A 16852-nucleotide genomic window follows, 5' to 3' on the forward strand; every position below is an offset into this window, starting at 1 on the left:
CGACGACGGCGGCGTCGGGCGATCAGCCTGATCCTGGGACGACCGGGGATGATCTGAGCGAGAGCGTTGTTGTGAGCGCTGCGGCTGATCTTGTGACGGTGAAGACGCTTGCATCGGGGGATGCGACGCCTGCGGAGGGCGACACTGTGACGTATCTGATCACGGTGACGAACAACGGAGCGGCGCAGGCGACGAATGTGTCTCTGAGCGACAGCCTGCCATCTGGTCTGACGGCGACGGCGAATAACGGGACGACGTTGACGGGGACGTATACGGCGGGCACCGGTGTTTGGTCGATCGGGACGCTTGCGAACGGAGCGAGTGCGACGCTGACGCTTGAGGGGACGGTTGATGCCGGCCAGGGCGGTTCGACGATCACCAACACGACGACGGCGGCGTCGGGCGATCAGCCTGATCCTGGGACGACCGGGGATGATCTGAGCGAGAGCGTTGTTGTGAGCAACGATATCGACGCAATTGACGACACGCCCAGCCCGATAAACGGGGCAGCAGGTGGGTCGATCCCGAACGTTGTGGTAAATGATACGCTCAACGGGACTCTGGACCCCGTAATCGGGACCGACGTGACTGTGAACGAGGTCGGCCTGGCGCAGGATGGCGTGACGACGCTTGGTCTGGATGTAACACCGGCGGCGGGAAGTATAACGCTCGACTCGACGAGCGGCGTGCTGACGGTTGCGGTAGGAACAACGGCAGGCAGCTACATCTATACCTACGAGATCTGCGATGTTCTGAACCCGTCGAATTGCGATACGGCGGAGGTGACGATCGTGGTTGAGGCGGCACCCATCGTGGCGAATGACGATGACTTCAGTGGAGCGCCTGTCGACACCTTTACAGGGGGTGCTACGGAGTCGGTGTTGGTCAATGACACACTCGGTGGAGTGCTTGTCCCGGCCGACGGTTCGGCAACCACCGCCACCTTGGTAGATATCGGCGGTCTGACCGGGGTGACGATATCGGATGATGGCGTCATTTCGGTTCCGGTGGGCGCCACGCCAGGCACCTACGTGTTGACCTATCAGTTGTGTGATGAACTTAACCCATCCAACTGTGACGTTGCCACCGTGACCATCGTTGTTGATGAACCATCACTGCTGGATGCCATTGCGACGGATCTCGTGACGATCCTGACGGATGACCTGGTTACAACCATAACCGAGCAGGGCGACCAGATGGAGAGCTATGCCTCCAGTGCACTTGACCGCCTGCGTACCCGTACGGGCGAGTCCTGCCTGGTCGACGCCAACCGGGAAGCCAAGGATATCCTGTTCGACACCGACAAGGCGATCCTCAAACCGGAAAGTCACCGAATTCTGGACGCGATCGGACAAATCCTGGGCACCTGTCGGGGAACGCGCTTCGAAATCGCCGGCCACACGGATAGTGATGCTTCGGATGCGTATAACTACGATCTGAGCCAGCGCCGCGTCGATGCCGTGCTGAAGGGGCTGATTGCGCGCGGTGTCGATACCGAGGGCTTCATTGCGCGCGGATATGGCGAGAGCCGCCCGGTTGCCAGCAATGCGACGGCAGAAGGCAAGGCGATGAACCGGCGGGTCGAGTTCGTTCTTTTGAACGACTTCGAAGAATACGATGCGTGCTACGGCGGACGGGTTCTCAAGAGGAAAATCAATGCCAAAGCCAAGGACGGAACTGTTCAGGTCGATGGCAGGCTGTTCAGCGAAAACTACGATTGCATTCGGGATGAGTGGCACATAGTCGAAGGCAGTCTTCGCTATCTTGAAACAGACCGCGGCCAATCCCAAAGCCAGGTGAATCTATCCTACCGCCGTGAACGTTTCGTGGACGAGAACAGCATTCGTGGCTGGTTCATGGGTATTTATAACAGCCAGAACGACATCAGTTATCTCGCGGACGGTGAAATCAATGGCGTGGGTGTCAATGGCGGCATCTACGGTGCCGATCAAATGCGAAACGGCCTGTTTCTCGACTACTATCTCGGATTTGCCGCCGGTCGTCACCAGTTCGACCTTTCCTTCAGCCGCAACATTGGGACCATAGATGCCACTGGACATTATAGCTACTATGCAGGGTTCGCTGGGGCGGCCATCTCGGGAGATCTGAAGTTCGGCAAAGTGACGATGACGCCGCGGATCGGGTTTAACTATGCTTACGCGCCCGGTGCAGATGTCGATGTCATCACCGACCTGGGCGGGATAACCCAAATGGGTAATCTCGAGTTGGGCTCTGTGTCAGGTGGCCGGCTCTATGCAGAAATCCGTCACGAATGGAGCCTGGAAGGCGGGGCATCGAACATTGCCTTTACCCCGCGTCTGGCCTGTTACAAATCGCTCAGTGTCAGTGCCCTCGATGGCGAGTGCAGTTTTGGTGGATCTCTCGAACTTTTTAGTGCGGATGAGGATAGTGATTTCGTCTACCAACTTCGGGTCGATGCGGAACGCGGGCGGTCATTCACAAGTGGATCGCTCACGGCCAGTGCGGCGAAAAGGGTCCGGTATGGGATAGTTCGCGTTGATACGGCAGTAACCCGGAATGGAGCTCTGAGCTTTGGAAGTGCCGTGAAACTGAGTTTCTGACGGCATCGAAAGCGGCAGTTTCGGGATCGTTAGATCCTATGGTGATCGAGCATGTCTGTTACATGTCTCTGCTGCTGATCTTTCTTGTTGTGCCCGCGCATCCGATCCACTTCCTCTTCATCGGATATTCGTTGGCGCTTGCTTCCGCCACGTCGCATTCCGGATTTGAAAACCTGGTGCTTGGGGGCAAGGCCCACCTGAAGATCGGTTCATTCCACCACCAGTTCTCTGTGTTTAATCAGCCGTCGATTGAGGAAGTTGTCGAAGGCCGTGCAAATAGCGGCTATGCACAGGCAACCGACCTCAGCGACCAAGACATGAAAAGCTGGAAAGTCCGCATTCTGTGAATTTGGCCGCCGCCCGGTTTTGCAGACGCAGCGAATGGCAGATATGACGGGCCGCACCGCAGCGTTGGTGGGCGATGGCCAATGGCGGGAATGGGCCGTTTGTACGGGCGCATTAAACGCTTGTGACGCGAATTCTATTCGCAGACATTCTCTTTTATAAAGCAATTTGAGCCCAGGCACCCATCCCAGCCTTCAGCCTTGATGAATTGAGATTTTTCATCGAAGACACCCTCAATCACCTGAACTGACTTGATCTTATCAAATCTGAAAATTCGTTCGGCAGCAAAATCTCGCCCCTTGGTACAACCACGGGTCTGCCAGCCATGCATATACAGTTTGCCGTTGTTGCCAATCGCAACTTGGTGCACATCGACAAGACGCGGAAGACAACCTTTGCTGACGTCTTTGTCGTAGACGATCTCGACAACTTGGTTTGTTTTAGCCGCCTCGCAAAGGGTTGCTTCGTGGTCTGACTGTGCCTGAATTGGTGAGGAAAGGGCGGCAATGACAACCAAAGTGCTTCCAACAAGACGAATTTTCATAGCAATGCACCTTTGACCCCATCTGTATTTCCCAACCCTAGTCGCAACGAAGGTCCATCACAAACGACGTTCCTAGAACTAAAACACAGGGCTTATGACGAACGGCGGCTTCGCAGTGCTGCGCCACAGCATCTGGATACTAGGTTCAAGGGCTGCAATGGGCCGTCCTCGACGGCGGCTACTCAGATCAAGCCTGCTTGAATGCCGCAGCACCGCATGGCGGCTCTGAGCCCAAGACGGACTTTGGAAACAACCGCTACAACCGACCCCGAAAGTAACGAGCCGGCCCTCGCTGCCTGCGGCACCAACCCCAGCAATGCGAGCCGTATGACGATGTTCTTCGGCAACTGTGTTAAAATGCTACTAGAGTGGTAGTCCGCGGGGGTGTTCGATCAGCTATTCATTGCCACGGTTCGAGCGCAGAGCTTCAGCGATCTGCTTGAGCCCAGAATAGACAGCTCCGCCCACGATGCAGGCGGCGACGATGAGACCGACAAAATTGAAAATCCACTCTTGTTCCATGACTTCCATGACGTGTTCCATTTTTCTGACGCGAGGTTTTTCTGACGGTCGGCTGATGTTGGTTCGACCGGCCTGATGGTTTTAACGTAGTGGCGTCCTGGTACCACAACGGTCAGTACCCGAGAATCGATGTCGCACCGTAAGTTCGATCTGCCCCCCGCCAAGCAGTCGTCCACGCGTCGCGCAGATAAGTCCAATTCGAGCCCAAACTTGCTATGATCTCGGATAAGCACGCTTAAAACACTGCGGCGCTTTTTGACTACTAGCCAAGCAATGTGGCTTTCGGATACTCCCTAACTTCCGGCCGACGTTGACAGTGCGTTCAATACGACAACTCCGGTAAGGATCAGGCCAATCCCGAGATATGCAAAGCCGTCTAGCTTCTGGCCAAACGCCATTGTTCCTAACAAAGTGACGCCTGCAATACCGCCGCCAGCCCAGACCGAATACGCGACCCCAAGCGGCATAGTTCGAACAACGAGAGACATGACGTAAAACGCCGCCGCAAAGCAGATCAGAGTCAAGCCTGCAAAGCTAATTTTGGTGAACCCGTCTGATAGCTTAAGAGACGCGGTCGCTAGAATTTCAATTGCGATTCCAGCTGACAACAGAATCCAGTGCATGACTTTCCTCCTTAAAAACGCGCGGAACTGCGCCCTGAACTGGGATCACATAACCGCTCGCGCGTGTTTTCTTTGTCGGCTCCATGTGGCACCCAATGCTGCAGGCGCCGGCTCGTTTCTTTTTCAATGCAAGGTCAGGCCGACGCCAATCTGATAGCAGGTATGCGATGTGCCAGCGTTGAGTTGCATCAATAAACCAGCTGGGCTTTCGTCAGCGCAAGTCTGCCGGTCACGAGACACATCGTAAAACGCGCAAACCTATTGCCGGGCACCTTTACACAAGACGTGTTGCAGGTCACGGTTCTCAAGCTTCGTGTTAGCCAATTCAACGCGTCAAGAACGTCGATTTCTTGATCTCTCTCATGGCAGCACATCAGGCGATTGCTTATAACTTCGGCAAGTTTTTCGAAAAAGGAATAAGTCATGCAAACTAGCAACGCGTATGCGGCGGCCAAAAGGCGTGCCAAAGCCAAATACGGCTTTTTCGTTCATGTCGCCGTTTTCGTGGTGGTCATGGTTCTATTGATCGCCATCAACGTTCTTACATTGCCGGAAACCAACTGGACCATTTGGCCGTTGATGGGATGGGGATTGGCCGTGGTGCTCCACGGGCTGCGGGTCTTCGTATTCTCCGGCAGAAACGTAATTCTCGAAGCCATGACGGAACGTGAGTTGCGCGATCACAAACCGCACGGCGAGTAAGTTTCGAACCCGCTTCTACTCAACGGAATGGGCGGGTCCGCCATTTGATGCGGCCTCGTGATGGAACGCGCGAACAAGGATTGGAGGACAAAATGTCTGGAACCCCAAATGCCCTGAGTGAAATGAAGAGCTTTGATCACGTCGTTGTCACGAAAGAGGAGCGACCGAACCCTTCATTCAAGAAAAGCGCGCTGCCTGGCTTCAAGAAAACTGTACAGGGACGGCGGGCCATACGAATCTTTGACGGTGTCCCACTGCCCGAAGAGGTGATGCGCGATTGCCTGCGCGACGCAACTCTGGCGCCCAGTTCTTCGAACCTTCAATGCTACGAGCTCTATTGGGTTCGCGACGACGAGAAGAAAAAGCAGATGGTGGCGCTTTGCCTTGGCCAACCGGCTGCTGAGACCGCAGGTGATATCGTGGTTGTTGTTTCTCGCGTTGACGATTGGGAATCGCACCATGCGAAACTGACCAAAATCATGACCGACGACGGCAAAAAACCGTTGAAGGGACCGGTTTTGGATTACTACGAAAACGTGGTGCCGATGTTGATGAAAACGGATCGTTGGGGCCTCAACAACCTGAAACGCCGGTTGATGTTCTGGTACAGAAGCAGAAGCCAGCCAACGCCAAATGGCCCAGTGCGGCGTGCAGACCACCGCGTCTATGGGAGCGTGCAAGCAAGCCTGGCGGCAGAAAACCTCATGCTTTCGATTGCTGCACACGGCTATGAATGCTGTCCGATGGGTGGGATCGACAAGCGTGGAATTGCCAAGCTGCTGAAGCTGCCTGACACGGCAGAAGTTGTCATGGTGATTGGCGTCGGCACCGGCAAACCCGAGGGCTTGTTCAGCGCCCGCGTCAGGCTGCCATTCCGCGATCTGGTCAAGGAAGTGTGACGCCCAATTTCAGCGGGGTCGGGTCGCAAGCATCTTGTGATCTGCCCCTTTGGACCAAGAGCGTCGTCCGGGGTGAAAACCCAACTTAGCAAACTCTGTTTCGCCGCCCTTTCAGGCGGCGAACACAAGTCAGGTGATTTGCGAAACAAGGGGACTGCGAAGTGCCACGAGTATTCTGGCTCATTTTTTCCGCGATGCTGGCATCCTGGTTGGCGATGAACCTTTGGACAGTGCCAAAGATCGAAGCACTGTCTGGCGGGCTGCGCTTGCTTGATATGCGCTTTGCCGGCTATTCATTCGCCCAGGCTCAAGACTTCCTTGCCGCGATCGGTGATCAGGGCGCGGCACTGTATCTTGGCGCGCAGTTTTGGCTCGACATGGTTTTCCCGCCGCTTCTGGGTGCGGTTCTATTTTTCACCTACCGATGGTTGTTCCCCGGATGGCCCGGACTGATTATCGGCGCGATATCGCTGTCTTATGTTGCGGTGGATTTGCTTGAGAACCTGGCAATCGCCGCGATGTTGCGCGTAGGCGCCGAAAACATAACGGTCGAGATGGCGGCGACCGCGAACCAATGGACCATCGCAAAGTGGTCTCTCGCTCTGGTGGGCCTTGTAACGCTGGTTGTTGGGCTTCTCCTGCTCGTGCTTCGGCGTAAGTCTGCGACTTGAATGGATTGTTGTGAAACGGAGTAGCCTCAGGAACGGTTTTGTCGAAACAACGGGCTTTTGGCCAGAAACTTTGAGGCGGAAGTTTTCTGCCTGATCGCAACGACAAATGAGAACCGCTCGATGTCGGCTTTGTCCCGCTGAACGAACCTTGTCGTCGAGCGCATCGAAGGTCCGAATCGAGCCCAGAGCGGCCATTGTCCTCAATTGTGACTATGGCGCCTCGAGGATTGATCACGAAGCATTCCGACACTGGACTGGCTGAGACCGCCACGTCATGGTTTGATCACCATTTTGCCTCTCACTTCGCCGAGGCCCGTTTGTTTTAGCGCGTCAGGCACGGAAGACAGGGGCAGGACCGCTTCCAGGTGCGGATGCATCATCTTCTCAACCACCATTTGCCCGACGCGTTCAGTTAGGTCACGACCACTCGGCACCAGCAGCATACCGATCGACTTTTTGTGACGGCGAAAGCGCAAGCCCCCCAACACGAGAGACATCAGCATGCGGTAGCTGCCCCCCAATGCTTCGTACCTGCCGCCCTCCGAGAGGCACCGAGCAATGTCCGCTGGACCTCTGGTCGCCACCATGTCCAGGATGCGGTCCCACTGCCGTCCCAATCCAGTGAAATCCTGAACCCGGTAGTCGATGACCTCATCGGCACCAAGTGAACTCAACCATTCGGTTTTTCCTGCATTATCGACGGCGGTGACGTGCACGCCCTTGGCCTTGGCCAGTTGAAGGGCCATCGTCCCGGAGCCACCGCCTGCACCATTGATTAGCAGTCTGTCACCTGCTCTCAGCCTTTCGGTGCCAGCAACGGCGATACCACCGGGCTGTGGAAGGCAGGCAGCAATTTCGTCGGAGATTGCGTCTGGAACGCAGGTCATTTCATCCGCACCAACACAAGCATACTCGGCAAAACCACCGCGATGCATGACGAGGTCGCCCAGGACCCTGTCACCAATCTCAAAACCGTTGACTCCCGTCCCCAACTTATCAACAACACCCACAATGTCAGACCCCAGCACCTCCTTCTTTGGCCGCCACAGACCGCCGACAAGTCGTGCGTAGAAGGGTGACCCGACTAGGAATTCCCAGTCCGACAGGTTCACAACGCAAGCCAGAACCTTGACCCTGATCTGGGATGCGCTCGGCTCTGGAACCGGGATGTCAGCGAGGCGAAGATGTTCGGGTTCGCCATACCTGTCCTGAACCACGGCTCTCATTGCTCAAGTCAAGTCCTTTGCCATCAGCACGGCTTGTGTCGGCTCTTGTCCAAATGCGGAAACATCGAATGGACGCCGTGCGCGCTCTGCGTACCCGGCGCGCTGATAGACTCGGATGGCGGCATCGTTCGAGGCGGCAACAATCAATGCAAGCCCGGGGCATGACATCGCCCGCGCTCGACCTTCCGCCTCGCTCAGCAACGCAGCGCCCGCACCTTGGCGTCGCCCTTCAGGAATGGTGGCCATAACATTGATGTACCAGTACCCCGGCACAAGTTGCGCAAGCTCTTCGACGCCGACAAAGACCTCAGGCGTGTCTGGCCCGGCCGGCTGTGGCTGCAATGGAAGTGCGTAGCCGATCATTCCGCCTAGCTCCGCGCCTCCGCTCTCGGCGACGAACCCGTTTCGATAGCTAAAGTCACCTTCTTCCGCGGTCACAAGCCCGAACCCCACAGCAGTTCCGTCCATGCCCGGAGGCGCCATCGTATTCCATAGCGATGGCACAACCCCTCCACTCGCCATGTCGATGACCTTTACAAGTAGACCAGCGTCGTCGCCTGTGGCCCTTCTGATGGTCACGGTCATGAAACACCTCGCACATTTGAGTCAGCCGCGCCGCTTAAGCAAAGTCTTCCAACCTGGTTCGCCACAGTGTGTCAAACTAAGGCGTTTTCAGACCGGGGCGTCGGTGCGGGCTGACGGAAGAAGTGTAGCCGTTCTTGGGCCAAAGCGCCAAGGGTACTGGGGGAGGTGCGTGCGCGGCACCAGTTCTAGGTCGTCAGCGTCGGTGCGCATCAGCTACCAAAACATTGCCCGAACTACGCGGAATGACCGCTTGGTCCGCGTTGCAGCCGTTCGCCCTGAGCAAATGCCGCGTCGTCCCACGAAGGTCTGGTTTGGGGAAGCTGCGCTGCAGCGACCACGGAGACCATCAAAGGCCGGTTTGGGCCGAAACCGGTTGTTGCTTGGACCGTCGCAAATGGCGGCTTCGTCCCGCACAGCCGACATTTGTGTTGAAATCCTGGAAAGTCCGCTTCGACTTTGAAGCTTTTCTCACTCTACCGCCACAAAGGTGCAAACCCAGCAAACAGCCCCTGCAGTTTTGATACCATCCGGTTCACCGCCCCGGGATGGGGAATATCCCCTTCGGCCAGCCGCGTCACGGCAATTTCGACCGGGCAGGGCAGGCCGGTTTTCGGATCGACATAGCGCGGGTAGTCGATCAGTGCCGCATGCACTAATCCCTCAAGAGTAACCTGCACCTTGCGCCGCGCAGGCACTTCGCCCAGGTCCCTGGTCAGGCCCCAGCCTGCATAGAAGGGCGCGCCGGTACAGGTTACTTTCACGCCCCGGAGCAGCGCTTCGAAGCCCAGAAGCGAGGTCATGGTCCAGACCTCGTCGACTTCCTCCAAAAGAGCCACCGGATCGGCCCGTTCCAGCACCACGTCCGCCAATCCGCCCGCCGCGACGGTGCCGTCCCGCAGCCCGCTTTCCACGTCCGGGTGCGGCTTGTAGAGGATCACCGCGTCGGGGTTGGCCGCGCGTGCCGCGTTCAGAAGCGCCATGTTGGTGTTGATCTTACCCGCGCCGCAGCGGATCGAGGCATCGTCCTCGACCTGTCCGGGCACCAGGATCCGCCGCCCGGCGGGCAATTCGGGCGCGTCGCCACCCAGGTTGTACTTGCTCACCCGTAGCGCGCGGATCTTGGCCGTTAGCCGCTCGGCCCGCCATCGCTGGTCCGTTCGTAGATCGGCCCGCTTGGCAATGAGCCGTTCCAACCGGCTCTCGCGGGACGGGTCGTAATATATCCCAAGATCGTCCGTGACCAGTGACACAGGCGGTACCAGATCGGCCCCAAGGCCCCTTGAGCGCAGGAACCCGTCTTCGATCCGCACAACGTCGCGCTCCGGATCGGCCTTGCCAGCCCAGACCATGCGGCGGCGCTCTCCGGCGTCGCGCGTTGTGCGACCGAACACCATCCGCTTGTGCCGGCCAAAGAACTTCTGGAACGGCGCGCGTTTCCAAAGCCGAATATCCTCGCCCATCCAGCCATGCCCGTCCTCGCGCCATTGCCGTGCCATGGCTTCGGCCGCGTCGATTGCCTCTTCCAACGTGCACAGGCGGTCGTCATAGGGCGACACCCATGTTGGGTGCAGGATCATCGCCGCGGCAAAAAGTTGCGCCCGGGTGAGGCGCCGCCCGCGCCGCGGCATGGGGTGCGGATTTCGATCCTCGCTCAACCCCCAACCGGCATAGAAGGGTTGGCCAAACACCACCGGCCTGTGCCCGGCCAATATCGCCTCGTATCCCAGTTGCGAGGACACGGTATAGACGGCAATCGCCCCCTCCAGCAGGTCCCATGTCGACACCGGAGCGTCAAAGAAGGAAACCCGCCCTTTGGCGTCGTCCTCTTCGAAATAGCCCTGCCGGAAGCCCTGCACGGTTTCGGGATGGGTCTTGATCAGGATGCGCTGGGCCGGGTGATCTTCCTGGGCATAATACAGCGCCTCAAGGAAGGAATTACGGTCGGCATTGCCATATTTCACCGAGGCATCACCCCGGGTCTGATCGATCACCAGGACATAGCCCGGCACGGGCACCTCGTGGCCCGGATCGGTGGCGAAATACTTGGTCAGATGCGCCTCTTTCAGCCGCTCGATGGCACCGCGCGCCCTGTTCAGAAGCGCCGTGTCGTCCAGCGGGTGATTGGCCAGCAGGTGCTCAAGGTCTGATGGCGCGGTGGCATCGAAATGTACGCCACGCGTGTCGATCTGCAGACCCAGCGGCAGCTCTCCGGCACGTCCGGGCAACAGTGAGCGCAGAAAAGCGTCTTCGACCCGGACGATCCCCGCGCCAGTCTTTTCGGCCACCGCCTCGCCGCGCGCGGCATAGGGCGAACGGCCCCAGACTGCGATCAGGTCCTCCGACCCGGGTTTGCCCAGGCTCAGATCATACCCCGCAAGTGACAAGATCCGACGCACTTGTCGCTGTTTCAAGAAGCCCGCGTTAAAATAATAAAGCCGCCGGGGATGGTCGCTCCCGGCGGCTTGATCGTTATGGTCGTTTTGCAAAGTCTCCGGCCTCAGCCGCCAAGCGCTTCGACGCCTGACGTTACCGTTCCGACTGACCCCAGCGTACCGGTGATGGCCGAAATCATCTTGTTCCATTGGGTGAACGGGGCCTCGGTGACGTAAAGCGTGTCACCGTCGCGGATCACGAAATCACGCGCCAGGAACATGCCGTTGGGCTGGGTCAGGTCCAGCACGTAGACCAGCCGCTGTGCGCCCTGCAAATCGTTGCGGCCCAGCACGTGGTTGGCAATCTCTGCCGGTTCGTTGCGGAAGACAAAGACGCCGGTCGGATCGGCACTGGCCGAGGCCAGACCGCCCACCTGGGCAATCGCTTCCACTGCACTCAGCGAATGGGTTTCGAACTGCACCTGGGTCTGGCCGCCGGTGGCGCCCAAAGCGGTAAAACGGCGGGTGTCCTCTTCGACCAGTATCCTGTCGCCACCGCGCAGGGCGATGTCCAGCTCAGGGTCCTGATAGAGGTCCTGCAACCACACTTTTGAGTGCTGGTTGCCCCGGATCACGGTGATCTGGGCAATTTCGGGCTCAATCGAGATACCGCCAGCGCGGGCCAGCATTGTGGTCAGTGTCCGTGTCGGGCGCTCGATCGCGTAGACCCCCTGGCCGCCCACGGCACCGACAAGGCTCACCGTGGCGCCGTCACCGGCCATGCGGCGCACCTCGACCTGCGGGTCCGGGGTCTGCTCTTCCAGCTTGCGGGTGATGATCCGGCGGATCGCCTCGGGGGTGTTACCCGCGGCGCGGATACGACCTGCATACGGGATGAAGATATGGCCCGAGCCATCTACCTGGATCTCGGCCAGCGTCGCCGCACCGCCACCGGTACCGGCTGCGCCGCCGGTGCCCAAAAGCGGGTCGTCGACGTTTTCCCAAACCGAGATACCAAGCGTGTCGCCGGGGCGGATCGTGTCTGATCCAAGGACGCCGGCGCGCTTGAATTCCTCGGAGAAGCCCAGGGCGGGCACCACCGCGGTGGCCCGGGTCACCCGATCATTGACGGCTACGATAAACGCATCGCCCTTGCGTTGGACCGAGCCTTCGTAAATTTCTCTCTTGGTCGGACCAACACGCGGCAGGCCACATGACGAAACAACCGCCAAAGCGGCTACAAGCGCGGCAATCCGCGCCCAACGGGTGTTCTCGGGTTTCACTGCTCGGTCTCCTCGACCTGTTCTTTTTCTGCCTCGGACTCAGCACTTTGCGCGCTGTAGTTGAGGTAAAGCTAGCCGATAAATGAGGAAAAATCCAGCGCTAGACCTTGTGTGGGTCAGTTCACCAACCGCAACTGTTGCCTCGGAGCCGCGGTGCCCTTGGCCAGCGCGTCATAGGGGTCTTCCGAATTCAGCATCAGATCGACCACCATCCGCATCAACTGTCGGCGGCCCTGCGCCGAATAGAACCCCCCCGCAACCTGGCTGGTCTCCAGCAGATACCTGCGATACTCCTGATAGGCGCGCCGGTCCGGACGGCTGGCGCATTGGAAAAACTCCGGTAACGGCTGGGTCGAGACGAACTCGGGCTTGTCATAGACCGCGCTGCCGAACACCTTGATCGGAATGCCGCGCCACAGCACCTGTTGCGCGGCGGTCGAGTTGACGGTCACAGCACTGCGCGCATCGTTGAGAAGCTGAGCCAGCTTGCCGCCCCGCACGTAATGCACGCGGTCTTCAACCCCATTTTCCCGCGCCAACTGTCGGATCACCTTGCGCTGTGGCACCCGGCCGTCCTCCAGCGGATGTGCTTTGAAAACAAGGTGGTGATGTCTCGGCGCGCCCTCGGCGAACCCGCGCACCATAACCTCGAGGAAGTCGCGCATCGAGGCAAAGGGCGAATGCATCTGGAACGAGCTGTCATGCTCGAGCTGCAACAGCGCCAGGTGATAGGGAAACCCGCCCCAGCGGATGCGCAACGTCGCAAGCCGCCGTTCCATCGCTTGCAGCGGCATCAGCAGGAGGCGTTTGAGGTAAAGCTGAAATTCCTTAGTCACCGGCAGGTCGCGATGTGGCCTGAAATTGTGATAATCACCATTCCTAAACATCACGAACCAATGATAGAGCGCGCCATAAAACACATGCTGGCGCATGTCGCCCCACCGCGCCGGGGGTAGGGGGGCGTCCATGTCGGACTGCTCCAGTGCCTTGCGCATCTCGGCAACACTCATGTCCATCAATCGCGAATGCCCGTTTGAGCCCCCCCGTTCATAGGTCACCCAATAGGGACGCAGGTAGCCCTCTTCGAACACATGCACACTCAGACCCATCTCGTGGGCAATTTCCACCGCCTCGGCATGAATACGCCGCGTGTCGCCGTAAAGCACGATATCGGTGATACCCTTGTCGGCAACAATCCCGGCGAAGGTCTTGGCCCAGGCATCCTGGCCGCCGCGATAGGGAATATAGCTGTTGCGGTCGAACCAGAAGGCCCGGTCGCCCGCGTTGAACCCCACCCGCCAGATATCGGCGCCCGCCTGGCGCAGCATCTTGCCCAGGTGGTGAAAGAATGGCCCGTGCGGCCCCTGCAGGAACAGGAATGTTCGATTGTCGCCGGTGATCGTTACCATTTTTCTCACATACGCAGGAAAGGTTGATTTTCGTTTTTTCAGCGCGCTTCGGAAAAATATGGCCCCAATCGGGGCGGTGCGGCAAGGGCTTTCTTGCACGCGTCCCACGCCCGCGCTAGGGGTTTTGCTGAAACGGAGGGGTTCGAATGTTCACAGGCATCATCACCGATATTGGCAGTGTGAAAGAGCTGGAAAAACGCGGCGACCTGCGCGCCCGGATCGGCACCGGTTATGACACTTCCGGCATCGACATCGGCGCTTCGATTGCCTGCGATGGAGTCTGCCTGACGGTGATCGCTCTGGGGGACGACTGGTTCGACGTGGAAATCAGCGCCGAGACCGTTTCGAAAACCAACCTGGATACCTGGGAACACGGTCGGGCGTTGAACCTGGAGCGTGCTTTGAAGGTCGGCGACGAGCTCGGCGGTCATATCGTCTCCGGACATGTCGATGGTGTGGCGGAGATCATTAAGATGGTGGACGAAGGCGACAGCACCCGCTTCACCTTCCGCGCCCCCGAGGCCCTAGCTCGCTATATTGCACCGAAAGGTTCGGTGGCCCTCAATGGCACTTCGCTGACGGTGAACGAGGTCAAGGGATGTGATTTCGGCGTCAACATCATCCCCCACACTAAGGAGGCCACCACTTGGGGCCGCGCTGCCGTGGGCGACCGGGTGAACCTCGAGATCGACACCTTGGCCCGCTACGTGGCGCGGTTGCAGGAGTTTTCCTGATCCGGTGGAGCGCTGGCGCGCGCAGTTTGGTATGCGTTCAGGCCACGCAGGCCTTGGGGGCTCTGCCCCCAAACCCCTGAGACAATTCAGGTCAGGTGAAAAACATATTCATGAAACATGTTGCGTTCTCTGCAATGGTCCCGGCATAATACCTGCCAACCAGGGAGGACATCATGACACTCATTCGCCCCAGCCGCCGGGATATCCTGAAACTTGCCGCCATTGCGCCGGGCCTTGCGCTGCCCGCTGTGGCACGGGCTGGCCTGGGCGCAGGCGCCGCCGCCAACCCGGCACATTTCCGCTTCTCGATCGGCGAGGCGCAATGCACCGTGATCTCGGACGGGTTCTTTTCCCAGCCGGTCGGCGATCTTGGCGTCAACGCCGACCGCGCCGCGGTTGAGGCCGCAATGGCCGCGGCTTTCCACCCGGGCGAGGGCAATTATGCCCATACCAATCACCTGTTCGTCGAACTGGGCGAGGCCAAGGTTCTGGTCGATGTCGGCTCGGGCTCGCGCTTCTTTGATACGACGGGTCGGCTTGTGGCCAACATGGAAGCGGCAGGGATCGACCCCGCGTCGATCACCCATGTCTTTATCACCCATGCCCATCCCGACCATATCTGGGGCATCCGCGACGATTTCGACGAACCAATCTTCCCGGACGCCGAGTACATCATCGGCGAGGTCGAGCACGGTTACTGGATGCAGGACGGGCTGGTGAACAATGTCGCCCCCGAGGATCAGCAGTTCGTTGTCGGCGCGGTCAACTCGATCAATGCCGAGGGTGTGGAGTGGACCATGATCAAGGATGGCGGTGAGATCGCACCGGGCATTTCGGTGATGAACTCCTTTGGTCACACCGCTGGTCATATGAGCCTGCGGGTGGACAGCGGCGGCAAGCAGCTCATCGCGCTGGGCGACAGCTTTGCCCAGACCTGGATGAATTTCGCCCATCCCGACTGGTACAATGGCATCGACGCCGACCCGGCCCAGACCGTAGCGACCCGCAACGGTATCCTGGATATGGCGGCGAGCGACGAGATTGCCCTCATCGGCTATCACTTCCCGTTCCCCGGTGTCGGCCACGTGGTTCGTGACGCGGGCGCCTATCGCTTTGTTCCGGCGGTCTGGCAATTCCGCGGCTAGGGGAGAGGTGACGAAACGGCGCTCTGGTCAAGCCCTGTCGCCTGCGCTATGGCGCGTGGGAATATGAGGAAATGCCATGACCACAGCCTATGACACCCCCGGCGCCATCGAGGCGTCCCTGCGCGACGCAATCACGCCGATCGAGGATATCATCGCCGGTGCCGCCAAGGGCCAAATGTATATCCTTGTCGATCACGAGGATCGCGAGAACGAGGGCGACCTGATCGTTCCGGCGGAATTTGCCGATGCGGCGGCGGTGAACTTCATGGCGACTCATGGCCGGGGTTTGATTTGCCTGCCAATGACCAGCGACCGGATCGAGCATCTAGGCCTGCCGATGATGGCGGTGAACAACTCGTCCCGCATGGAAACCGCATTTACGGTCAGCATCGAAGCCCGCGAGGGTGTCACCACCGGCATCTCCGCCGGCGACCGGGCCTTGACCATTGCCACCGCGATCAATGAACAGAACACCATGGCCAGCCTGGCCACGCCAGGCCATGTCTTTCCGCTGCGCGCCCGCGCCGGCGGCGTACTTGTTCGCGCCGGCCATACCGAAGCGTCGGTCGATATCTCGCGCCTGGCCGGGTTGAACCCGTCCGCCGTGATCTGCGAGATCATGAACGAGGATGGCACCATGGCGACCCTGCCGGACCTGGTGGAGTTCGCCAAGCAACATGACCTCAAGATCGGCACGATCAGCGACCTGATCGCCTATCGTCACAAGCACGACAACCTTGTGCGTGAAGTCCGCAAGCAAACCGTCACCTCCGAGCATGGCGGCGATTGGGACATGCGCGTCTTTGCCGACCAGATCACTGGCACCGAACATGTCGCCCTGATCAAGGGCGATATTTCCACCTCTGACCCGGTCATGGTCCGCGCCCATGCGCTGAGCGAGGTCGAGGATGTTCTGGGCCTTGGCCCCAGCCCCTCGGACACGCTGCCGAAGGCGATGAACATTATTGCCGAAAAGGGCCGCGGTGTGGTGCTGTTGTTCCGTGAACCGCACCCACGGCTTGATTTCGGCGAAGAGGATGACGCGCCGAAGATCGTGAAACGCACCGGACTCGGCAGCCAGATGATGGCAACGCTTGGCCTCAGCGAGATGATTTTGCTCACCGACTCGCCCTCGACACGTTATCTTGGCATCGACGCTTACGGGCTGTCGATTGTCGGCACCCACCCGATCCATAACGGAGTCTGAGCC

At 59.0% G+C, this 16852-nt stretch carries 16 protein-coding genes; 8 read left to right on the top strand and 8 right to left on the bottom strand.

Annotated elements, in window-relative coordinates; genetic code table 11:
• Positions 1-2582 (top strand): OmpA family protein (locus RXV86_RS15135; protein ID WP_316301091.1); only part of this gene is annotated, 2582 nt, incomplete at its 5' end.
• A gap of 41 nt (positions 2583-2623) precedes the next feature.
• Positions 2624-2929, top strand: coding sequence for a hypothetical protein (locus RXV86_RS15140; RefSeq protein ID WP_316301092.1), 306 nt, complete (start codon positions 2624-2626; stop codon positions 2927-2929).
• A 134-nt stretch (positions 2930-3063) separates the two neighbouring features.
• On the opposite strand, the gene RXV86_RS15145 is transcribed toward RXV86_RS15140, so the two are convergent.
• The 3 genes from RXV86_RS15145 to RXV86_RS15155 all read right to left on the bottom strand — a co-directional run bounded on the left by RXV86_RS15145 (position 3064) and on the right by RXV86_RS15155 (position 4616).
• Positions 3064-3471: a WYL domain-containing protein gene (locus tag RXV86_RS15145; protein WP_316301093.1), complete on the bottom strand. Its 408-nt coding sequence runs from the start codon at positions 3469-3471 to the stop codon at positions 3064-3066.
• Positions 3472-3867: 396 nt separating this feature from the next.
• A complete protein-coding gene (locus RXV86_RS15150) occupies positions 3868-4014 on the bottom strand; it encodes a hypothetical protein (protein ID WP_316301094.1) in 147 nt (48 codons plus the stop codon).
• Between the two features lie 272 nt (positions 4015-4286).
• Positions 4287-4616, bottom strand: a complete 330-nt coding sequence (locus tag RXV86_RS15155; protein ID WP_316301095.1) for a multidrug efflux SMR transporter — start codon at positions 4614-4616, stop codon at positions 4287-4289.
• 423 nt (positions 4617-5039) lie between these two features.
• On the opposite strand from RXV86_RS15155, the gene RXV86_RS15160 reads away from it, so the two are divergent.
• The 3 genes from RXV86_RS15160 (at position 5040) to RXV86_RS15170 (ending at position 6888) form a co-directional block, all read left to right on the top strand.
• On the top strand, positions 5040-5318 hold the full coding sequence (locus RXV86_RS15160) for a 2TM domain-containing protein (RefSeq protein WP_316301096.1): 279 nt from the start codon (positions 5040-5042) through the stop codon (positions 5316-5318).
• A 92-nt stretch (positions 5319-5410) separates the two neighbouring features.
• Complete coding sequence (locus RXV86_RS15165; protein WP_316301097.1) at positions 5411-6217, top strand: nitroreductase family protein; 807 nt, start codon at positions 5411-5413, stop codon at positions 6215-6217.
• Positions 6218-6426: 209 nt separating this feature from the next.
• The gene (locus RXV86_RS15170; protein WP_316301098.1) at positions 6427-6888 is read left to right on the top strand and encodes a hypothetical protein; all 462 of its coding nucleotides are present in this window, start codon (positions 6427-6429) and stop codon (positions 6886-6888) included.
• A 272-nt stretch (positions 6889-7160) separates the two neighbouring features.
• On the opposite strand, the gene RXV86_RS15175 is transcribed toward RXV86_RS15170, so the two are convergent.
• The 5 genes from RXV86_RS15175 to RXV86_RS15195 form a co-directional block, all read right to left on the bottom strand.
• Entirely contained in the window at positions 7161-8114 is a 954-nt protein-coding gene (locus RXV86_RS15175) for an NAD(P)-dependent alcohol dehydrogenase (RefSeq protein ID WP_316301099.1), read from the bottom strand.
• A 3-nt stretch (positions 8115-8117) separates the two neighbouring features.
• Positions 8118-8699: a GNAT family N-acetyltransferase gene (locus RXV86_RS15180; RefSeq protein ID WP_316301100.1), complete on the bottom strand. Its 582-nt coding sequence runs from the start codon at positions 8697-8699 to the stop codon at positions 8118-8120.
• Between the two features lie 473 nt (positions 8700-9172).
• Positions 9173-11110 carry a capsular polysaccharide biosynthesis protein gene (locus RXV86_RS15185; protein WP_316301101.1) on the bottom strand — a complete coding sequence of 646 codons (1938 nt, stop codon included), beginning with the start codon at positions 11108-11110 and terminating at the stop codon, positions 9173-9175.
• An 86-nt stretch (positions 11111-11196) separates the two neighbouring features.
• Entirely contained in the window at positions 11197-12354 is a 1158-nt protein-coding gene (locus RXV86_RS15190) for a polysaccharide biosynthesis/export family protein (RefSeq protein WP_316301102.1), read from the bottom strand.
• A 116-nt stretch (positions 12355-12470) separates the two neighbouring features.
• Positions 12471-13763 carry a capsular biosynthesis protein gene (locus RXV86_RS15195; RefSeq protein WP_316301103.1) on the bottom strand — a complete coding sequence of 431 codons (1293 nt, stop codon included), beginning with the start codon at positions 13761-13763 and terminating at the stop codon, positions 12471-12473.
• Between the two features lie 146 nt (positions 13764-13909).
• On the opposite strand from RXV86_RS15195, the gene RXV86_RS15200 reads away from it, so the two are divergent.
• From RXV86_RS15200 to ribB, 3 genes are all read left to right on the top strand, one after another.
• Positions 13910-14497, top strand: coding sequence for a riboflavin synthase (locus RXV86_RS15200; RefSeq protein ID WP_316301104.1), 588 nt, complete (start codon positions 13910-13912; stop codon positions 14495-14497).
• Between the two features lie 173 nt (positions 14498-14670).
• Positions 14671-15642 (top strand): MBL fold metallo-hydrolase, encoded by a 972-nt coding sequence (locus RXV86_RS15205; RefSeq protein ID WP_316301105.1) that lies wholly within the window; start codon positions 14671-14673, stop codon positions 15640-15642.
• A gap of 76 nt (positions 15643-15718) precedes the next feature.
• Positions 15719-16849 (top strand): 3,4-dihydroxy-2-butanone-4-phosphate synthase, encoded by a 1131-nt coding sequence (ribB, locus tag RXV86_RS15210; RefSeq protein WP_316301106.1) that lies wholly within the window; start codon positions 15719-15721, stop codon positions 16847-16849.
• Positions 16850-16852: the final 3 nt, after the last annotated feature.

Origin of the sequence: Aliisedimentitalea sp. MJ-SS2 (genome assembly GCF_032586155.1) — a bacterium.
Lineage (GTDB): Bacteria > Pseudomonadota > Alphaproteobacteria > Rhodobacterales > Rhodobacteraceae > JAWHTC01.

Excerpts from the sequence above, each read along its gene's own strand:
- RXV86_RS15145 (WP_316301093.1), bottom strand. The coding sequence starts at position 3,471 with ATGAAAATTCGTCTTGTTGGAAGCACTTTGGTTGTCATTGCCGCCCTT.
- RXV86_RS15150 (WP_316301094.1), bottom strand. The coding sequence starts at position 4,014 with ATGGAACACGTCATGGAAGTCATGGAACAAGAGTGGATTTTCAATTTT.
- RXV86_RS15155 (WP_316301095.1), bottom strand. The coding sequence starts at position 4,616 with ATGCACTGGATTCTGTTGTCAGCTGGAATCGCAATTGAAATTCTAGCG.
- RXV86_RS15160 (WP_316301096.1), top strand. The coding sequence starts at position 5,040 with ATGCAAACTAGCAACGCGTATGCGGCGGCCAAAAGGCGTGCCAAAGCC.
- RXV86_RS15165 (WP_316301097.1), top strand. The coding sequence starts at position 5,411 with ATGTCTGGAACCCCAAATGCCCTGAGTGAAATGAAGAGCTTTGATCAC.
- RXV86_RS15175 (WP_316301099.1), bottom strand. The coding sequence starts at position 8,114 with ATGAGAGCCGTGGTTCAGGACAGGTATGGCGAACCCGAACATCTTCGC.
- RXV86_RS15180 (WP_316301100.1), bottom strand. The coding sequence starts at position 8,699 with ATGACCGTGACCATCAGAAGGGCCACAGGCGACGACGCTGGTCTACTT.
- RXV86_RS15195 (WP_316301103.1), bottom strand. The coding sequence starts at position 13,763 with ATGGTAACGATCACCGGCGACAATCGAACATTCCTGTTCCTGCAGGGG.
- RXV86_RS15200 (WP_316301104.1), top strand. The coding sequence starts at position 13,910 with ATGTTCACAGGCATCATCACCGATATTGGCAGTGTGAAAGAGCTGGAA.
- RXV86_RS15205 (WP_316301105.1), top strand. The coding sequence starts at position 14,671 with ATGACACTCATTCGCCCCAGCCGCCGGGATATCCTGAAACTTGCCGCC.
- ribB (WP_316301106.1), top strand. The coding sequence starts at position 15,719 with ATGACCACAGCCTATGACACCCCCGGCGCCATCGAGGCGTCCCTGCGC.